Annotated in this window: 13 protein-coding genes and 1 pseudogene; 4 read left to right on the top strand and 10 right to left on the bottom strand. The window is 72.6% G+C overall.

The features are described 5' to 3' along the window. Positions 1-246: 246 nt before the first annotated feature. From ACIP9H_RS17065 to ACIP9H_RS17050, 4 genes are read right to left on the bottom strand one after another with little or no spacing between them, the layout of a single operon-like run. Positions 247-966: an ABC transporter permease subunit gene (locus ACIP9H_RS17065; RefSeq protein ID WP_401595432.1), complete on the bottom strand. Its 720-nt coding sequence runs from the start codon at positions 964-966 to the stop codon at positions 247-249. A 24-nt stretch (positions 967-990) separates the two neighbouring features. Beyond that, complete coding sequence (locus tag ACIP9H_RS17060; protein ID WP_401595346.1) at positions 991-1,908, bottom strand: ABC transporter ATP-binding protein; 918 nt, start codon at positions 1,906-1,908, stop codon at positions 991-993. Next, positions 1,905-2,822: an ABC transporter permease gene (locus ACIP9H_RS17055; protein WP_401595343.1), complete on the bottom strand. Its 918-nt coding sequence runs from the start codon at positions 2,820-2,822 to the stop codon at positions 1,905-1,907. The genes ACIP9H_RS17060 and ACIP9H_RS17055 overlap by 4 nt, the downstream gene beginning before the upstream one ends. Further along, complete coding sequence (locus ACIP9H_RS17050; RefSeq protein ID WP_401595341.1) at positions 2,809-3,723, bottom strand: ABC transporter ATP-binding protein; 915 nt, start codon at positions 3,721-3,723, stop codon at positions 2,809-2,811. The genes ACIP9H_RS17055 and ACIP9H_RS17050 overlap by 14 nt, the downstream gene beginning before the upstream one ends. Positions 3,724-4,032: 309 nt before the next feature. Between ACIP9H_RS17050 and ACIP9H_RS17045 the strand changes: the two genes are divergently transcribed. After that, positions 4,033-4,761: a DUF6159 family protein gene (locus ACIP9H_RS17045; RefSeq protein WP_401595338.1), complete on the top strand. Its 729-nt coding sequence runs from the start codon at positions 4,033-4,035 to the stop codon at positions 4,759-4,761. 101 nt (positions 4,762-4,862) lie between these two features. Here the strand turns inward: ACIP9H_RS17045 and ACIP9H_RS17040 are convergent, their stop codons facing one another. Further along, entirely contained in the window at positions 4,863-5,525 is a 663-nt protein-coding gene (locus tag ACIP9H_RS17040; RefSeq protein WP_401595336.1) for a DUF6344 domain-containing protein, read from the bottom strand. Between the two features lie 299 nt (positions 5,526-5,824). Between ACIP9H_RS17040 and ACIP9H_RS17035 the strand changes: the two genes are divergently transcribed. Together ACIP9H_RS17035 and ACIP9H_RS17030 are read left to right on the top strand one after the other, a co-directional pair. After that, complete coding sequence (locus ACIP9H_RS17035) at positions 5,825-6,385, top strand: hypothetical protein (protein WP_401595333.1); 561 nt, start codon at positions 5,825-5,827, stop codon at positions 6,383-6,385. Between the two features lie 23 nt (positions 6,386-6,408). After that, positions 6,409-7,299: an LLM class flavin-dependent oxidoreductase gene (locus ACIP9H_RS17030; protein WP_401595331.1), complete on the top strand. Its 891-nt coding sequence runs from the start codon at positions 6,409-6,411 to the stop codon at positions 7,297-7,299. On the opposite strand, the gene ACIP9H_RS17025 is transcribed toward ACIP9H_RS17030, so the two are convergent. Beyond that, the gene (locus ACIP9H_RS17025; RefSeq protein ID WP_401595328.1) at positions 7,292-7,720 is read right to left on the bottom strand and encodes a DUF6083 domain-containing protein; all 429 of its coding nucleotides are present in this window, start codon (positions 7,718-7,720) and stop codon (positions 7,292-7,294) included. The genes ACIP9H_RS17030 and ACIP9H_RS17025 overlap by 8 nt on opposite strands. Positions 7,721-7,830: 110 nt before the next feature. Between ACIP9H_RS17025 and ACIP9H_RS17020 the strand changes: the two genes are divergently transcribed. Then, positions 7,831-8,688, top strand: coding sequence for an HAD family hydrolase (locus ACIP9H_RS17020; protein ID WP_401595326.1), 858 nt, complete (start codon positions 7,831-7,833; stop codon positions 8,686-8,688). An 18-nt stretch (positions 8,689-8,706) separates the two neighbouring features. Here the strand turns inward: ACIP9H_RS17020 and ACIP9H_RS17015 are convergent. The 4 genes and pseudogenes from ACIP9H_RS17015 to ACIP9H_RS17000 all read right to left on the bottom strand — a co-directional run. Continuing rightward, positions 8,707-9,807 (bottom strand): annotated as a pseudogene (locus ACIP9H_RS17015) (GAF domain-containing sensor histidine kinase); the annotation flags it as partial. A gap of 51 nt (positions 9,808-9,858) precedes the next feature. Beyond that, a complete protein-coding gene (gene cydD / locus ACIP9H_RS17010; protein ID WP_401595323.1) occupies positions 9,859-13,332 on the bottom strand; it encodes a thiol reductant ABC exporter subunit CydD in 3,474 nt (1,157 codons plus the stop codon). Between the two features lie 22 nt (positions 13,333-13,354). Next, positions 13,355-14,356, bottom strand: coding sequence for a cytochrome d ubiquinol oxidase subunit II (cydB, locus tag ACIP9H_RS17005; protein ID WP_401595321.1), 1,002 nt, complete (start codon positions 14,354-14,356; stop codon positions 13,355-13,357). A gap of 11 nt (positions 14,357-14,367) precedes the next feature. Further along, positions 14,368-15,873, bottom strand: coding sequence for a cytochrome ubiquinol oxidase subunit I (locus tag ACIP9H_RS17000; RefSeq protein ID WP_401595319.1), 1,506 nt, complete (start codon positions 15,871-15,873; stop codon positions 14,368-14,370). Positions 15,874-16,007 lie beyond the last annotated feature (134 nt).

The following is a 16,007-nucleotide window of genomic DNA, read 5'->3' as shown; positions in this document are numbered from 1 at the left end:
ACACCAGGAACCGCCTCCGGCGCCGGGCACGGGCGGCGAGGCGCAGGTCGATGCGCCGGGCGAGCTCCGGGCGGAAGAGGGCGACGAGCAGCCCCAGTGCGACCAGGAACACACCGACAGCACAGAGCAGCGGACTCTCGGACGTCACTCAGCACATCAGACAATCCGATGTGCGGCGACGCGAGGAAACAAGGCCGCCCGGGCGGTGAGAACCACCCGGGCGGCCCAGTTCGCGGCACGGCGGGGCTACTCCTCGCCGGCCAGCGTCAGGGCGCGCATCCGCTGCGCCGCGTAGCCGGTGGCCAGCACGGTGACGCCGATCAGCAGCACCACCGCCAGCGGCAGCCCCACGTCCGACGTGATCTGCCCCTCGCCCGCGATCCGCTGGGCCAGCGCCAGCGCCCACTGCTGCACGCTCAGCGTGCGCGCGCCCGGCACCAGCGAGCCGATCAGCGACTCCCAGATCAGCGCGTACACCAGGCCGAAGACCACGGCCTGCCGGGTCACGACCCCCAGCAGCAGGAAGAGCGCCGCGTAGGTCACCGAGGCGACGGCCGCGGCCACGGTGAAGGCCACCGCGATGCCCTGGCTGTTGCCGTTGAGGATGAATCCGGCGATCAGCGTCGGCACGGCGGAGAAGACCACCGAGACACCGATCGCGACCAGCAGCTTGGTGACGATGATCGTCGGCCGCGGGACGGGCTTGGCCAGCAGGTAGACGATCGACCCGTCGTCGATCTCCGGCCCGACGGCGCCCGTGCCGGCGAAGACGCCGACCAGCGGCACCATCGTCGCCAGGGCGAAACCCCCCAGGACCGACGTGGCGGTGGAGTCGTCGGCGCCGGTCAGCCCGCGCACCGCCGCCGAGATGAGGATCAGCAGCGCGGGAAGGGCGAACAGGACCAGGGCCCGGCGCCGGCCGAGCAGACCCCGGTAGGTCAGCCGGGCCACGGTGGGATTGAACAGTGGGAACACAGGAAGCTCCTCGTCCTATGCCGTGACCAGATAGGAGAACACGCTCTCCAGGGACTCGTCGGAGGGCGAGACCGTGAAGAGCCGGATGCCGCGCTCGCGGGCGACCCGCGGGAGAAGTTCGGTGAAACCGGCGAAGTCGATCGCCTGGATCCGCAGCGCCCGCTCCTTCCAGTCCAGCTCGATGGCGGCCGTGGAACCGTCCGCGATCAGCGCGGCGGCCAGCGCCCGGTCGTCGCTGGACCGCACCAGGTAGCGGTGCGGCCGGTCCGTCATCAGCCGGCGGATCTTGCGGAAGTCGCCGGAGGCGGCGTGCCGGCCGGCGACGACCACCTCGATGTGGCTGGCCAACTGCTCGACCTCCTCCAAAATGTGCGAGGAGAACAGCACCGTGCGGCCCTCGTCGCCCATCCGCCGCAGCAGCTCCATCAACTGCAGCCGCTGCCGCGGGTCCATGCCGTTGAACGGCTCGTCCAGCAGCAGCACCGACGGGTCGTGCACCAGCGCGGAGGCCATCTTCGCCCGCTGCCGCATGCCCTTGCTGTACGTGGCGATCTTGCGGTCCTGGGCGAACTCCATCTCGACGGTGGCCAGCGCCCGCGCGGCCGCGGCGCCCGGGTCGGGCAGGCCGTGCAGTTCCGCGTTGGCGACGACGAACTCCCGCGCGGTGAGGAAGTCGTACATCGCCTCCCGCTCGGGCACGACGCCGATGTGCCGGTAGACCTGCTCGTTGCGCCAGATCACCGTGCCGTCGAGGGTCACGCTGCCGACCGAGGGGGCCAGGAAGCCGCCCATCATGTTGATCAGGGTGGACTTGCCCGCGCCGTTGGGGCCGAGCAGACCGGTGACGCCGGGGCCGATCGTCATCGTCACGTCGTTGACGGCGACGACGTTGCCGAACCAGCGGGACACATGGTCGATGGACAAGGTGGTCACGACAGGACGGCCTTTCGGTAGCGGCGCATCAGCAGGCCGAAGGAGCCGGCGATCGCGGCGAGCAGGACAACCACGTAGGCCACGCCGGCCACCGCGTTCGGCGGACCCGCGGCGTCGACGAAGGAGGACGAGGCACCCAGCACCCAGGTCTGCGCCCCGTCGATCAGCGTGATCGGCGAGAACAGCCCCAGCCAGCCGATCACGTCCTTGTCGCCCTGCACGGAGGCGACCGCCTGGACACTGGTGACGGCGCCGTACGGGAGCGTGAACGCGGCGATGATCGCCGCGACACCGAAGCCCCGGCGCGGGGTGAGCGCCGCGATCACCAGGCCGACGCCCGCGTAGAGCATCGACAGCAGCAGCTCGGCCAGCAGGGCCTTGGCGAAGCCCGAGGTCTGGTCGAAGAAGTCGAACTTCCCCAGCAGCGCGCCGATGTAGAGGATCAGCACGGGGGTCGCGGTGAGGATGAAGATCGCCGTGGTGAGCGCAGTGAACTTCGCCGCGACGTAGTCGACCGCCTCGATCGGGCGGGAGAAGTACAGCGGCGTCACCTTGAAGCGCAGGTCCAGCGAGACCGCCTGGGGGGCCTGCGCCGCCAGGAAGAGGCCGATCACCGCCTGCATGATGATCGCGTACCGCGTGTACTCGATCGGCAGTTCGGTCATCTTCGTGCCGATCGCGACGGCCACGATGATCGCGGCGGGCGCGCACATCACCGCGAACAGCATCATCGGCAGCACCTTGGACTTCACAGACCGGCCCAGTCCGTAGGCACCGCGCAGGCTCTGCGTGTACAGCGAGCGCCTGGCGTACGCGCGGCCCAGCCGCGGCCCGTCGTAGTGCCGGTACCCGATGTCGTGAATGACGTCCTGGGCGCCGCCGGCAGCCGGCCCGCGTCCCTCAAGCTGCGTCACGGTCGTCCCCTCCCCGGAAGATCTCGGCGATGCGGTGGCGGCGCTGCTCCATCCGGACCAGGCCGGAGCCCAGTTCGGCGACGGCGTCGCGCACGGTGTCGTAGGTCTCGTCGCCGTCGATGTCGACATGCAGCAGATGGCCTTCGGCGTGGGCGTTCAGCCCCGCGGCGGTGAGCTTCTGCAGCAGCTCCTCCTCGTGGTCGGTCACCTCGACCGCGAGGGAGGCGGTGGCCTGCGTGAAGTCACTGGTGGAGGAGGCGCGCAGCAGCTGTCCGCCGTCGATCACGACGATGTGGTCGCTGGTGCGCTCCAGCTCGCCGAGCAGGTGCGAGGTGACGAGGACGGAGATGCCGAACTCGGTGTGGACACGCCGGATCAGCCCGAGCATGTCGTCGCGGCCGACGGGGTCCAGCCCGTTCGTCGGCTCGTCGAGCAGCACCAGTCGCGGATCGTGCACCAGGGCCTGGGCCAGCTTCACGCGCTGCTTCATGCCCGTCGAATAGCCGCCCATGGGGCGGTAGCGCTCCTCGTACAGCCCGACATGGCGCAGCGTGTCGGCGGTCCGCTCACGCGCGGCCGTCGGCGGCAGCCCGGACATACGGGCCATGTGCACGACGAACTCCGTCGCGGAGACGTCCGGCGGCAGGCAGTCGTGCTCCGGCATGTACCCCACGGCGGCACGGATGTCCGCACCCTGGGTCGCCACGTCCATGCCCAGCACCGCGGCGCGGCCCTCGGTGGCCGGCGACAACCCGAGCAGGATCTTGATCAGGGTCGACTTGCCGGCCCCGTTCGCACCCACCAACCCGGTCACCCCGGGTTCGATGTCCACGGTGAGCCGGTCCAGAGCGGTCACCCTCGGGTACCGCTTCGTCAGGCTTTCAGCAGCGATCACAGTCACACCACGAACCTAGTGGTGCGAACCACACCCGTCGTCAGCCTCGGGGGTAGTCGTCCCTAGTCCTTGGGACGGATGTTCCCGTAGGGGACGGGCGATCACCGACTACATTGCGGCCGGCGGGCATCTCGTGCGGGAGGGGCGTGAACGGGCGTGGAGAGCGTCGGGAACGTGGGGAACGGGGAGAAGCGGGAAATCATGGGGAACCCGGAGAACACGGGCGGTCCTGCGGGCTCGCGGGGCCCGGGGAGTACGCGGCGCTCACGGGGTTCGGGGAGCGGGCAACGGGGCATCGTCGGGACGGTCCTGCACGTGCTGCGCCGCAGACCGGCGCTGTTGTGCTTTCCGGCGCTGAACGCGGTGGTCCTCGCGGTCCTCCTGCTCATCGCGTGGCTTCAGCCGCTGCGGGGCATCTGGGAGCGCGCGCGGCTCGACCAGGCGCCCACCACGGGGCAGTTCATGGCGCTCCTGGTGTTGTTCTTCCTGCTGTCCGGCACCAGTACGTACTTCACCGCGGCATTGCTGCACTCCGTCCACGCGCTGGGGCAGGACCTGCGCCCCGCCGTGCGCGTCTCGCTGCGGGCGGCGCTGCGGCGACTGCCGACGCTGCTGGCATGGTGCCTGCTCGGCAGCAGTCTCGGGATGGTGCTGCGGGTCCTGGAGTCGACCGCGGGAGTGTCCTGGATCTTCGAACTGGCCGGGACGTCCTGGTCGTTGTGGACCTTCTTCGTGCTGCCCGTGATCGTCGTCGAGGGCACCGGCCTCTTCACCGGCCTGCGCCGCTCAATGACACTGGGCCGGGCGGAGCTGGGCAACTGGGTGGCCGGCGGGATACGTCTGGCCCTGACAACCGTCCTGGTGGTGATCATCGCGATCATCGCCCTCATCCTCGCGGTCGAAACGGACAGCGTGACGGTCCTGGTCGCCGCGGCAGGCTGCGTCGTCGCACTGTTCCTCGCGACGGGTCTGCTCTCCGCGACCGCTTCCGGCATCTACCGCATGGCGCTCTACCAGCGGGCGGTGGCACGTCGGCCGGCCTGACCGGCTTGCCCTGCCGTACCCGTCGGGGCTGCCGGGGCTGCCGGGTCCGGACATGAGATCCGGTCCCGCGGTCCGTGGCAGCACGTGCGCGTCCGTGGCGCTCACGCGCACAGCGCCAAGTCGCCGCGGCGGTCGGCCGTACGGGCGTGCGCCTCGGCCGCGGTCCTGGCCGAGGTCTCGTCGGCACCTGCCGTGACCGCTTGGACGGAAGCGCCCTCACGGACCCTGCGCGAACCACTGCGCGGCACCGGGGAGGCGCCGTGGGCCTCGGCGCGGATGCGCTGCTTCATCGTCGGCGGCAGCGACAGTTCGCGCAGGCAGTCGGCGATACGGGGGGCGAGGAGGTGTGCGTCCGACGATTCGGGCGACGACGTGGACCCGGGCGACGCGCCTGCCGGTGTCGGCGCCGATGCCATCGCGGCACGGTGGGCGAGGGCAGCGCGATGTGCCGTGGCCTGCCGTGTCGTGCGGTCAGGCCGGGGCCGCGGCCTGGCGGCGGGAACGAGATGACTCGCGGACCGGGCGCGGGGCGGCCGCACGGGTTCGCGGCGTTCGGCTGCCGCGCCCGTGGGTGGTGCCTTCACCTCCCTGCCGGTCTCGGCGAGCAGCGCCTCCACCAGGGAGAGCGGGGCGGCCTCCGGTCGCGGGGCGACGGCGGCGGTGCTACGGCGGGCCGGGACGGCGAAGCCGAGACCGGCGATCACCTTGAGCAGGAGCGTGACGAAGGCGTTCCAGAACGCCTTGGCGTGATTGTTTGCAGCCATTGACCTCTCACTTCCTCGTGAGTCGGGGAGCGACTAGTCCGATGATGCGGAAGTGAGCACGAAATGCCCGGAAGCGCACCTCGGGAGTGGCGATATTCGGATCAACACCACCCGGGTGGCCCAAGCGGGGCCCCATCGAGCCCGTTCGGAGGCCCGCTCACCTGACAATCTCCCGAGTTGCGGGCTCCGGAGGCCGGTGTTATTTCCCGGTAGTCCCCGTGGCCCGCTTGGGGCGGGACGCGGTGACGGGGTCCCGCACGACCCGCGCCACGTGCCGTCGGCGTGGAGAACCACCCGTCATGGCGAAGCCCGGCAGGCCCTTCCAGGCGGCGGGTAGGTTGGCCGCCGTGCCCTTCCGCTTCTCCTTCACAGCCCCCTCGGCGCCCGCGGTCGCACGCGTTCGCGCGACGCCGCAGGAACCCCTCGAAGACCTTGATGACTACTGCTACCTGGCCATGGTCGGATGCGGGGTCCTGGCCCGGACGGACGCCGCCTTCCACATCGGCGGATTCGGCTGGGACGACTGGCACTTCGATGTGGGCTACGACATGTCGGCCTTCGTCGAGGAGCTGCCCGGGCTGATCGACGGCCTGCGCGCGGGCCGGGAGACGGAGTTGGACCTCTATCCGCAGGGCGTGGAGCGCACCTTGACGTTCCGGCCCGACGGCGAGCGGGTGCGCATCGGTTGCGTGTCACGGACGTCCTGGGTGCCGCGACCGGATGTCGAGGTGCGCGCAGCCGACGAGCTGATGGACGACTGCGTCCGGCTCGCCACTGACGTCGCGACCGCCATTGCGGCCGTCGCGCCCGCGCTCGCCCCTCTGCCGCCGTTCGAAAGCTGGTTGCGAGGAGACGTCTGACGCCCGGGCCGTATGGTCGTCCTATGCGTCTGAGCACTGTGATTCTGCCGATCTACCGTTGGACCGCGGAGGGGCGGGAGGTGTGGCGGCGGGCCGAGCAACTCGGCTTCCACACCGGCTGGACCTACGACCACCTGTCGTGGCGGAGCTTCCGGGACCTGCCCTGGTACGGGGCGGTGCCGACGCTGACGGCAGCGGCCGCGGCGACGGAGCGGATGCGGCTGGGAACGCTGGTGACCTCGCCCAACTTCCGGCACCCGGTGACACTGGCGAAGGAACTCATCACCGTGGACGACATCAGCGACGGCCGCCTCACGCTGGGCATCGGCGCCGGCGGGACCGGCTTCGACGCGACAGCGCTGGGGCAGGAGGCGTGGACGCCGCGGGAGCGGGCGGACCGCTTCGGGGAGTTCGTGCCGGTGCTGGACCGGCTGCTGACCGAGCCGGTCGTGGACCACGAGGGGGAGTTCTACTCGGCGCGCGAGGTGCGGAACATCCCCGGCTGCGTGCAGCGGCCGCGGATCCCCTTCGCCGTGGCGGCCACGGGGCCGCGCGGAATGCAGCTGACGGCGCGCTACGGACAGGCCTGGGTGACCTACGGCGACCCCAAGGGTCCGGCGGACGTGCCGGTGGAGGACTGCCCGGCCGTGGTCTCCCGGCAGTTCGACAAGCTGGAGATCGCGTGCGCGGAGATCGACCGCGATCCGGGCGAGCTGGAGCGGGTGCTGCTCACCGGGTCGACGGCGGAGCGCCCGCTGGAGTCCCTGGACGCCTTCGTGGACTTCGCCGGGCGGTACGCGGAGATCGGCATCACCGAGATCGTCCTGCACTGGCCGGTGCCGGACTCGGTCTACGCGGCCGACGAGAAGATCTTCGAGCGCATCGCCACCGAGGCCCCCGCGCAGCTCAGCTGAGGCTGAGCCCGGTCCCCCGCCGCCGCCACTGGGCGGGCACCACCGGTGACGCGACCGGCGGGGGACCGGCCGGGCAGACGTCGAAGTGGCTGATCCGGCAGGTGTCGGAGGGCACGGCGGACCGCAGGTCGACCGCGGTGCCGTCGCCGGCGACGCGCCAGCGGCGGCCCGCCGGGACGGCGGCGGTGAGCCGCTCGCCGGGCTCGATCATGATCCAGCGGCCGCCGGTCGTACGGTGCCACAGGGCGGCGCGGCCGCACCGGGCGCAGGTCGTGGCGGTGCCGGCCGCCGGGTCGGGGACGGGGGCGGGTATGTCCCCGCGGGAGGCGAAGCCGATCCCGTCCAGGACGGTCGCCACGGCATCGGCCAGGAGCACCGGCTCCCGGTCGGGCTGTTCCTCACAACGCGTCATGAGTGCCATGCCGCGATGGTGGCAGCCGCCACTGACAATGCCGCGGCACGGAATGTGGCGGTGATCGCACCCGCCCCCCGGCTGCAGCCATCGCGAGCCGGATGAGCGACCATGGGGCGGTGACCTCAGCCACCCAGCATCCCATGTCCCCGGACGCCCTCCGCGCGGTCCCCGCACCGCGGCTGATCGCCACCGATCTGGACGGCACGCTGCTGCGCGACGACAAGACCGTCTCCGCGCGGACGATCGCCGCCCTCGCGGACGCGGAGGCGGCGGGTGTCGAGGTCTTCTTCGTCACCGGCCGCCCGGCCCGCTGGATGGACGTCGTCGCCGAGCACACCGCCGGGCACGGCATGGCCATCTGCGCCAACGGCGCCGCCGTCTACGACCTGCACCGGGGGCGGCTGCTCGCGTGCTATCCGCTCGACGCGCGCGACGCGCTCTCCGTCGTCGCGGCCCTGCGCACCACCGTGCCGGGGACGACCTTCGCGGTGGAGCTGACCGGCGGCTTCGCGTACGAGCCGGAGTACCCGCCGTACTCGCCGGTGCCCGACGCGCTCGTGGCACCCGTGGAGGAGCTGCTCGGGGCGGCCGGCGGCGGCCAGCCGGTGCTGAAGCTGCTGGCCAAGCACCCCTCGATGGACCCGGACGTCTTCCTGCGCACGGCGCTGGCCGCGGCCGGGCAGTACGCGGAGATCACCCGCTCCAGCGCCTCGGCGCTGCTGGAGATCAGCGGCACCGGGGTCAGCAAGGCGACCACGCTGGCCCGCTGCTGCGCCCAGCTCGGAATCGGCGCCGACGAGGTGGTCGCGTTCGGCGACATGCCCAACGACCTGGGGATGCTGTCGTGGGCGGGCACCTCCTACGCCGTCGCCAACGCCCACCCGGACGTGCTGGCGGCCACCACGCACCGCACCACGGCCAACGAGGACGACGGCGTCGCGCGGGTCATCGAGCGGATCCTCGCCGCCCGCTGACGGCCGGGCCGGGCACCGTCACAGGGGCGCCTCCCACGCCAGGACGGTGCCCTTGCCGTCGGGGCCCGGCCCGAAGGTCGACTCGCCGCCCAGCGACTCCGCGCGCCGCGCCAGGTTGCGCAGGCCGCTGCGCCGCCCGGTCTCCGGGATGCCGACCCCGTCGTCGGAGACGATGAGCCGGACGCCCTCCAGGCCCTCGCCGAGCACGGCGGTGGCGTCCACGATCACCTCGACCCGGGTGGCCCCGGCGTGCCGCAGCACGTTGGACAGCGCCTCCCGGAGCGCGGCGATCAGGTTGCGAGCGCTGAGCGCGCCGACCCGCGAGTCGACGGGCCCCACGAAGCGCACGGAGGGCTGGAACCCCAGGCCCCGGGCGACCACGGAGGTCTCGCGCAGCACCTGGGCGCGCAGCCCCGCCGGGGCGTCGTCGCCGGGTTCCTGCTGGAGGGCGAAGATCGCGGTGCGCACCTCCTGGATGGTGGCGTCCAGCTCGTCGACGGCGTGCGCGATGCTCGCCTCGGCCTCGGGCGGCACCGACTTGCGGATGGCCCCCTGCAGCATCAGCCCGGTGGCGAAGAGCCGCTGGATGACCAGGTCGTGCAGGTCGCGGGCGATGCGGTCGCGCTCCTCGTACACCGCCAGCCGGTTGCGGTCCCGCTGGGCCTCGGCGAGCAGCAGCGCGAGCGCGGCCTGCGCGGCGAACTGGGCGGCGAAGACGTGGTCGTCCTCGGTGAAGGCCGGGGCACCGCGGACCCGCGGCAGGGCCAGCGCCCCCATCACGTGGCCGCTGCTCAGCAGCGGCAGCATCATGCTGGGCCCGAAGCGGGGGGTGATGGTCGCGCCCATGCGGTCGTCGGTCGCCGCGTCCTCGATGTGGACCGGCTCCCCCGCCAGCAGGGGCGCGGCGGCCGGGCTGTCGGCCTCCAGGACGGTGCCGACCAGGCCGGCCGGGTGGTCGGCCGAGGCCGCGACGACCTCCAGGCCGCCCTCGGCGGTCGGCAGCAGAACGAGACCCGCGTCGGCCTCCACCAGCGCACGGGCCTGCTCGGCGACGACGTCGAGCGCCCCGGCCCCCGGGTTGCCGAGCAGTGCCGTGGTGACGGCGCCGACCGCGTCGAGCAGCTTGGCGAGTCGTTCTGCCATACCGCGAGCGTAGGCCGCGAGCGGCCCTCACGCCGGTGCGGGAAGCGCCGCGGTCCGCCCGTCAGCTGCGCGTTCGCGCTCCAGGGTGCGGCGGAAGGGGCCCTCGGCGACGGCCAGCTCGTCGTACGTGCCGCGCTGCACGACCCGGCCGCGGTCGAGGACGACGATCTCGTCGACGTCGGCCAGTCCGGTGAGGCGGTGCGTGATCAGGACGGTCGTCCGCCCGGCAGTCGCGGCCAGCAGATCGGCGGTGAGGGCGTCGGCGGTGGCCAGGTCGAGGTGTTCGGCGGGCTCGTCGAGGACGAGGACGGGGAAGCCGGCGAGCAGGGCGCGGGCCAGGCCGAGGCGCTGGCGCTGGCCGCCGGACAGGCGGGTGCCGTGCTCACCCACGGGGGTGTCGAGGCCGAGGTCCAGCCGGGCGGCGGCCAGGGCGCCGGTCAGCTCGGCGTCCGGGGCCCCGGGGCGGGCCATCCGCAAGTTCTCCCGGACCGTGCTGTCGAAGGCGTGCGCGTCCTGCGCGCACAGCCCGACCATGCGGCGGACGGCGTCGCCGTCCAGGGTCGTCGCGTCGGTCCCGGCGAGGGTGTAGGAGCCGGACTCGGGGTCCAGGAAGCGGAGCAGGACGTGGGCCAGGGTCGTCTTGCCCGCGCCGGAGGGGCCCACGACGGCGACGCGGCGGCCGGGGGTCAGCTCCAGGTCCACGCCGTCGAGGGCGGGTGCCGCCTGCCCGGGGTGCCGGGCGGTCAGGGCGCGCAGCACCACGGGGTGCGGCGTCCGCGGCGGCCGGGCCGGGTGCTCCGGCTCGCGGACCGGCTCGGGGGTGTCGAGGACGTCGTGGACGCGCTGTGCGGCGCGCAGGCTGCGGCGGCGGTGCTGGGCGGCGGCGGGCAGGCTCGTGACCGCCTCGAACGCGGCGAGGGGGGTGAGTACGACCACCGCGAGCGCGAGGCCGCCGAGCCGGCCGGCGGCGGCCGCCTGCACCCCGGCGACCGCGCAGGCGACGACGGTCAGCCCGGTCAGCAGGGTGCCCAGGCCCGTGCCGAGCGCCGCCCCGGCGGCCGAGCGGGCCGCGATCCGGGTCAGCGCGCGGTCCGCGTCGGCGGCCTTCGCGCGCTGTGCGGGCAGGGCCCCGGCGACGGTCGACTCGGCCGTGCCGGTGAGCACGTCGACGACCCGGACGGCCAGTTCGCCGCGTGCCGGGGCCAGGGCGCGCTCCGCCCGCCGCGACAGGGCGGCGGACAGCGCCGGTACGGCGGCGCCGGCCGCGAGCAGCCCCACGGCGAGGGCGGCGCCGGCCTCCGGCAGCAGCCAGGCCGTGAGCCCGGCCGCCACGGCGCCGGTGACCGCGGCCGCGGAGGCGGGCAGCAGCCAGCGCAGGAAGTAGTCCTGGAGGGAGTCCACGTCCGCGACGAGGCGGGAGAGCAGGTCCCCGCGGCGGACGTCCCGCAGCCCGGCCGGCGCGAGGCGTTCCAGCCGGCGGTAGACGGCCACCCTCAGGTCGGCGAGCGCGCGGAACGTGGCGTCGTGCGAGACCAGGCGCTCCGCGTACCGGAACGCGGCCCGTCCGATGCCGAACGCGCGGGTCGCCGTCACCGCGACCATCAGGTAGAGCACCGGCGGCTGTTGGGAGGCCCGGGCGATCAGCCACGCGGAGGTCGCCATCAGGCCCACCGCGCTCAGCAGCGCGAGCGCCGCCAGCACCACGGCGAGCGCGAAGCGCGGCCGCAGCGGGGAGGCCGCGGCCCGCACCCGCCGTGCCGCGCCGGCCTCCCCCGGCTGGGTCGCGGCGGTGTGGACAGGCTCAGCAAGTTCGGCGGGTTCGGCGGGTTCGGCGGTCACCGGCGTACGGGTGGGGAGCGCGGCGGCCGGCACCGGAGGGCGCACGTCCGCGCGTACCGGGCCGTCGCCGAGCCGGATCTCGCGGTCCGCGATCGCCAGCAGCGCGGGGCGGTGGACGACCAGGACGACAGTGCGGCCGACGGCGAGCCGCCGGACCGCGTCGACCACGGCGGCCTCCGTGTCCCCGTCCAGTGCCGCCGTGGGCTCGTCCAGCAGCAGGACGGGCCGGTCGGCGAGGAACGCGCGGGCGAGCGCGACGCGTTGGCGCTGTCCCGCGGAGAGCCCGGCGCCTGCCTCGCCGACCCGGCGGGCGGGGTCGAGTTCCGGTGCGCCCGCCTCGCGGAGGGCGGCGCGCACCGTCGCGTCGTCGGCGTCCGGCCGGGCGAGCCGGACGTTGTCGGCGAGGGTGCCGGCGAAGAGGTGGGGCCGCTGGGGGACCCAGGCGATGTGCCGGTGCCAGTCGGCGAGTTCGAGGTCGTCCAGGGCGGTGCCGCCGACCAGGACGCGCCCGGCGGTCGGCCGGGTGAAGCCGAGGAGCACGCTCAGCAGGGTGGACTTGCCGGCCCCACTGGCCCCGGTGATCGCGACCGTCTCGCCGGGGGAGACCCGCAGGGACACCGGGGCGAGGCGGCCGGCGACGGCCAGGTCCTCGGCCTCGACGGCCGCGGTGCGCGGGTCGGGGGCGGCGGCGTCGCCGCGGGGCGGGGCGGGGGTCTCCAGGAGCGCGAAGACCTCGTCCGCGGCCGACAGTCCTTCGGCGGCCGCGTGGTAGTGGGTGCCGACCTGCCGCAGCGGCAGATAGGCCTCGGGGGCGAGGACGAGGATGACCAGCCCGGTGTAGAGGTCGAGTTCGCCGTGGACGAGGCGCATCCCGACGCCCACCGCGACAAGGGCCACGGAGAGGGTGGAGAGCAGTTCGAGGGCGAAGGAGGAGAGGAAGGAGATGCGCAGCGTCCGCATCGTGGCGCGCCGGTAGTCGGCGGTGACGGCGCGGATGGACTCGGCCTGCGCCTTGGCGCGGCCGAAGACCTTGAGCGTGGGCAGGCCGGCGACGACGTCGAGGAAGTGGCCGGACAGCCGCGCGAGCAGCCGCCATTGGCGGTCCATGTGGGCCTGGGTGGCCCAGCCGATGAGGGCCATGAAGAGCGGGACGAGGGGCAGGGTGAGGGCGATGATGAACGCCGACACCCAGTCCTCGGTGACGATCCGGGCGAGCACGGCGGCCGGAACGACGACGGCGAGCCCGAGTTGCGGCAGGTAGCGGGCGAAGTAGCCGTCCAGGGCGTCGATTCCGCGGGTGGCGAGGGTGGTGAGTTCGCCGGTCCTGCGGTCGGTGAGCTGGGCCGGGCCGAGCAGGGTGGCGTGGTCGATCAGCCGGTTGCGCAGGGTGGACTTCACGTCCGCCGCGGCCCGGTGGGCGCACAGTTCGGTGAGCCAGGAGACCAGGGCGCGGCCGACGGCGACCGCGGCGAGCAGCAGCAGCGGAGTGCGCAACTCGCCGGTGCCGAGGCCGTCCTGGAACCCGCCGACCACGATCTTCGCGAGCAGCATCGCCTGGGCGATGACCAGTCCCGCGCCGGCGAGGCCCAACAGGACGGAGACGGCGAGGAAGACGCGGGTGGCACGGGCGTACCGCAGCAGCCGCGGGTCGACGGGTTTCACGTGAAACAGCCCCTCGGGTCGCTCAGTGCGCTTCGGCTATGTGCTGGGTGCCGATCCGCTTGCGGAACACCCAGTACGTCCAGCCCTGGTAGAGCATGACCAGCGGTGCCGCGATCCCGGCGCACCAGGTCATGATCTTCAGGGTGTACGGGGTCGAGGACGCGTTCTCGACCGTCAGGCTCCACGCCGGGTCCAGCGTGGAGGGCATGACGTCCGGGAAGAGCGTCAGGAAGAGGGTCGCCACGACGGCGACGACCGTGACGCCGGACAGCGCGAACGCCCAGCCCTCCCGGCCGCGCAGGTTGGCCCCGAGTGCCCCGAGCAGCGCGAGCACCGCGACGATCACGGTGGCCAGGCTCGCGGTGTCTCCCCCGTGGCCCTGCGTCCAGGCCAGGAACGCCGCGGCGAGAACCGCGGTGAGCGCACCGGCCCCGGTGGCGAAGCGGCGGGCCCGCGTGCGGATGTCGCCGAGGGTCTTGAGCGCCGCGAAGACCGCGCCGTGGAAGGTGAAGAGGCTGAGCGTGACCAGGCCGCCGAGCAGCGGGTACGGGCCGAGCAGGTCCCAGACCTGCCCGGTGTACTCACCGGACCGGTCGATGGCCACCCCGTGCGCGATGTTGGCGAACGCCACGCCCCACAGGAACGCGGGGACGAGGGAGGTCCAGAAGATGGCCCACTCCCAGCTGCTCTGCCAGCGTTCGCCGGTCCGCTTGGCGCGGTACTCGAAGGCGACGACGCGGATGATCAGGCAGAGCAGGATCGCCAGCAGCGGCAGGTAGAAGCCGGAGAAGAGGGTGGCGTACCACTCGGGGAAGGCGGCGAAGGTGGCGCCGGCGGCGGTGATCAGCCACACCTCGTTGCCGTCCCAGACCGGGCCGATGGTGTTGATCAGCACGCGCCGCTCGGGGCGGTCGCGGGCGAGCAGCCGGGTGAGGACGCCGATGCCGAAGTCGAAGCCCTCGAGGAAGAAGTAGCCGGTCCACAGGACGGCGATGATGACGAACCAGACGTCGTGGAGGTGCATGCCGTCTCTCCCTAGTACGAGAAGGCCATCGGGCGGTCGGCGTCGGTGTCGCCGCCGATCTTCGTGGGGGGATTCAGGTCCGTCTCGGTGAGCTCGGGGGGTCCGGCCTTGGCGTACTTGACCAGGAGCCTGATCTCGACGACGGCGAGGACGGCGTAGAGCGACGTGAGCACGATCAGTGAGGTGAGCATCTCGGCGGTGGAGACGCCGGGGGAGACCGCGTCCTTCGTGCGCAGCAGTCCGTAGACCACCCACGGCTGGCGGCCGTTCTCGGTGAAGATCCAGCCCCAGGAGTTGGCGATCAGGGGGAAGCCCATGGTGAGCAGCCCGATCCGCCAGTACCAGCGCGACAGCTTCGGGGAGAGGGCGGTGTTCCTGGTGAGCATCAGGTGCGGAGGCTCGTCGTCGGCGGTGCGCCGGTCCTCGGCGAGCCAGAACCTGCGGCGGGTGAGCCAGAGTCCCGCGAGGCCGACCGCGAAGGACGTCATGCCGAAGCCGATCATCCAGCGGAAGCCCCAGTAGGCGACGGGGATGTTGGGGCGGTAGTCGCCGGGGCCGTACTTCTGCTGTTCGGCCTTGTTGACGTCGTTGATGCCGGGCACGTACGAGTCGAAGTCGTCATGGGCGAGGAAGGACAGCACGCCCGGGACCTCGACGGCCACGGTGTTGTGGCCCTTCTCCACGTCGCCGTAGGCGAAGATCGAGAAGGGGGCCGGGAACTGCCCGTCCCACAGGGCCTCGGCGGCGGCCATCTTCATGGGCTGCTGCTGGTACATCACCTTGCCCAGCCGGTCCCCGCTGAGGGCCGTGAGCAGCCCGGCGACGACGGCGGTGACCAGGGCGAGGCGCAGCGAGGTCCGCATGACGGCGACGTGCTTCTTGCGGGCCAGGTGGTAGGCCGATATGCCGATCATGAACGCGGCACCGGTCAGGAAGGCCGCGGTCAGCGTGTGGAGGACCACCACGACGGTGGTGTTCTGGCTGAGCACGGCCCAGAAGTCGGTGAGTTCGGCGCGGCCGGTGGCCTTGTTGTAGCGGTAGCCGACCGGGTGCTGCATCCAGGAGTTGGCGGCGAGGATGAAGTACGCCGACAGGATCGTGCCGAGCGAGACCAGCCAGATGCAGGCCAGGTGGAGCTTCTGCGGGAGCTTGTCCCAGCCGAAGATCCACAGGCCGATGAAGGTGGACTCGAAGAAGAAGGCGATCAGCGACTCGAAGGCGAGCGGGGCGCCGAAGACGTCGCCGACGAAGCGGGAGTAGTCCGACCAGTTCATGCCGAACTGGAACTCCTGGACGAGGCCGGTGGCCACGCCCATGGCGATGTTGATCAGGAAGAGCTTGCCCCAGAACTTGGTCGCTCCCAGGTACTTCTCCTTGCCGGTGCGGACCCATGCCGTCTGCAGGCCGGCGGTCAGGGCCGCGAGGGAGATCGTCAGGGGGACGAAGAGGTAGTGGTAGACGGTGGTGATGCCGAATTGCCATCGCGCGACGGCCACGGAGTCGAGTGCCAGCTCCACGTCACGCCTCCTGTTCTGGTGCGCTTGTGAAAGTGAACGCATTCACAAGCTCAGTATGACCTACACACTTTTGCCCCCTCACACCGGGGGGTGTGAGGGGGCAAAAGGGAAGAAGCACCAGGTCAGGGCCGCGG

The organism is Streptomyces sp. NPDC088732 (genome assembly GCF_044751205.1).
Taxonomy (GTDB): Bacteria; Actinomycetota; Actinomycetes; order Streptomycetales; family Streptomycetaceae; genus Actinacidiphila.
The sequence above is the reverse complement of the archived record's forward strand: the minus strand, read 5'-3'. Positions and strand labels throughout refer to the sequence as shown.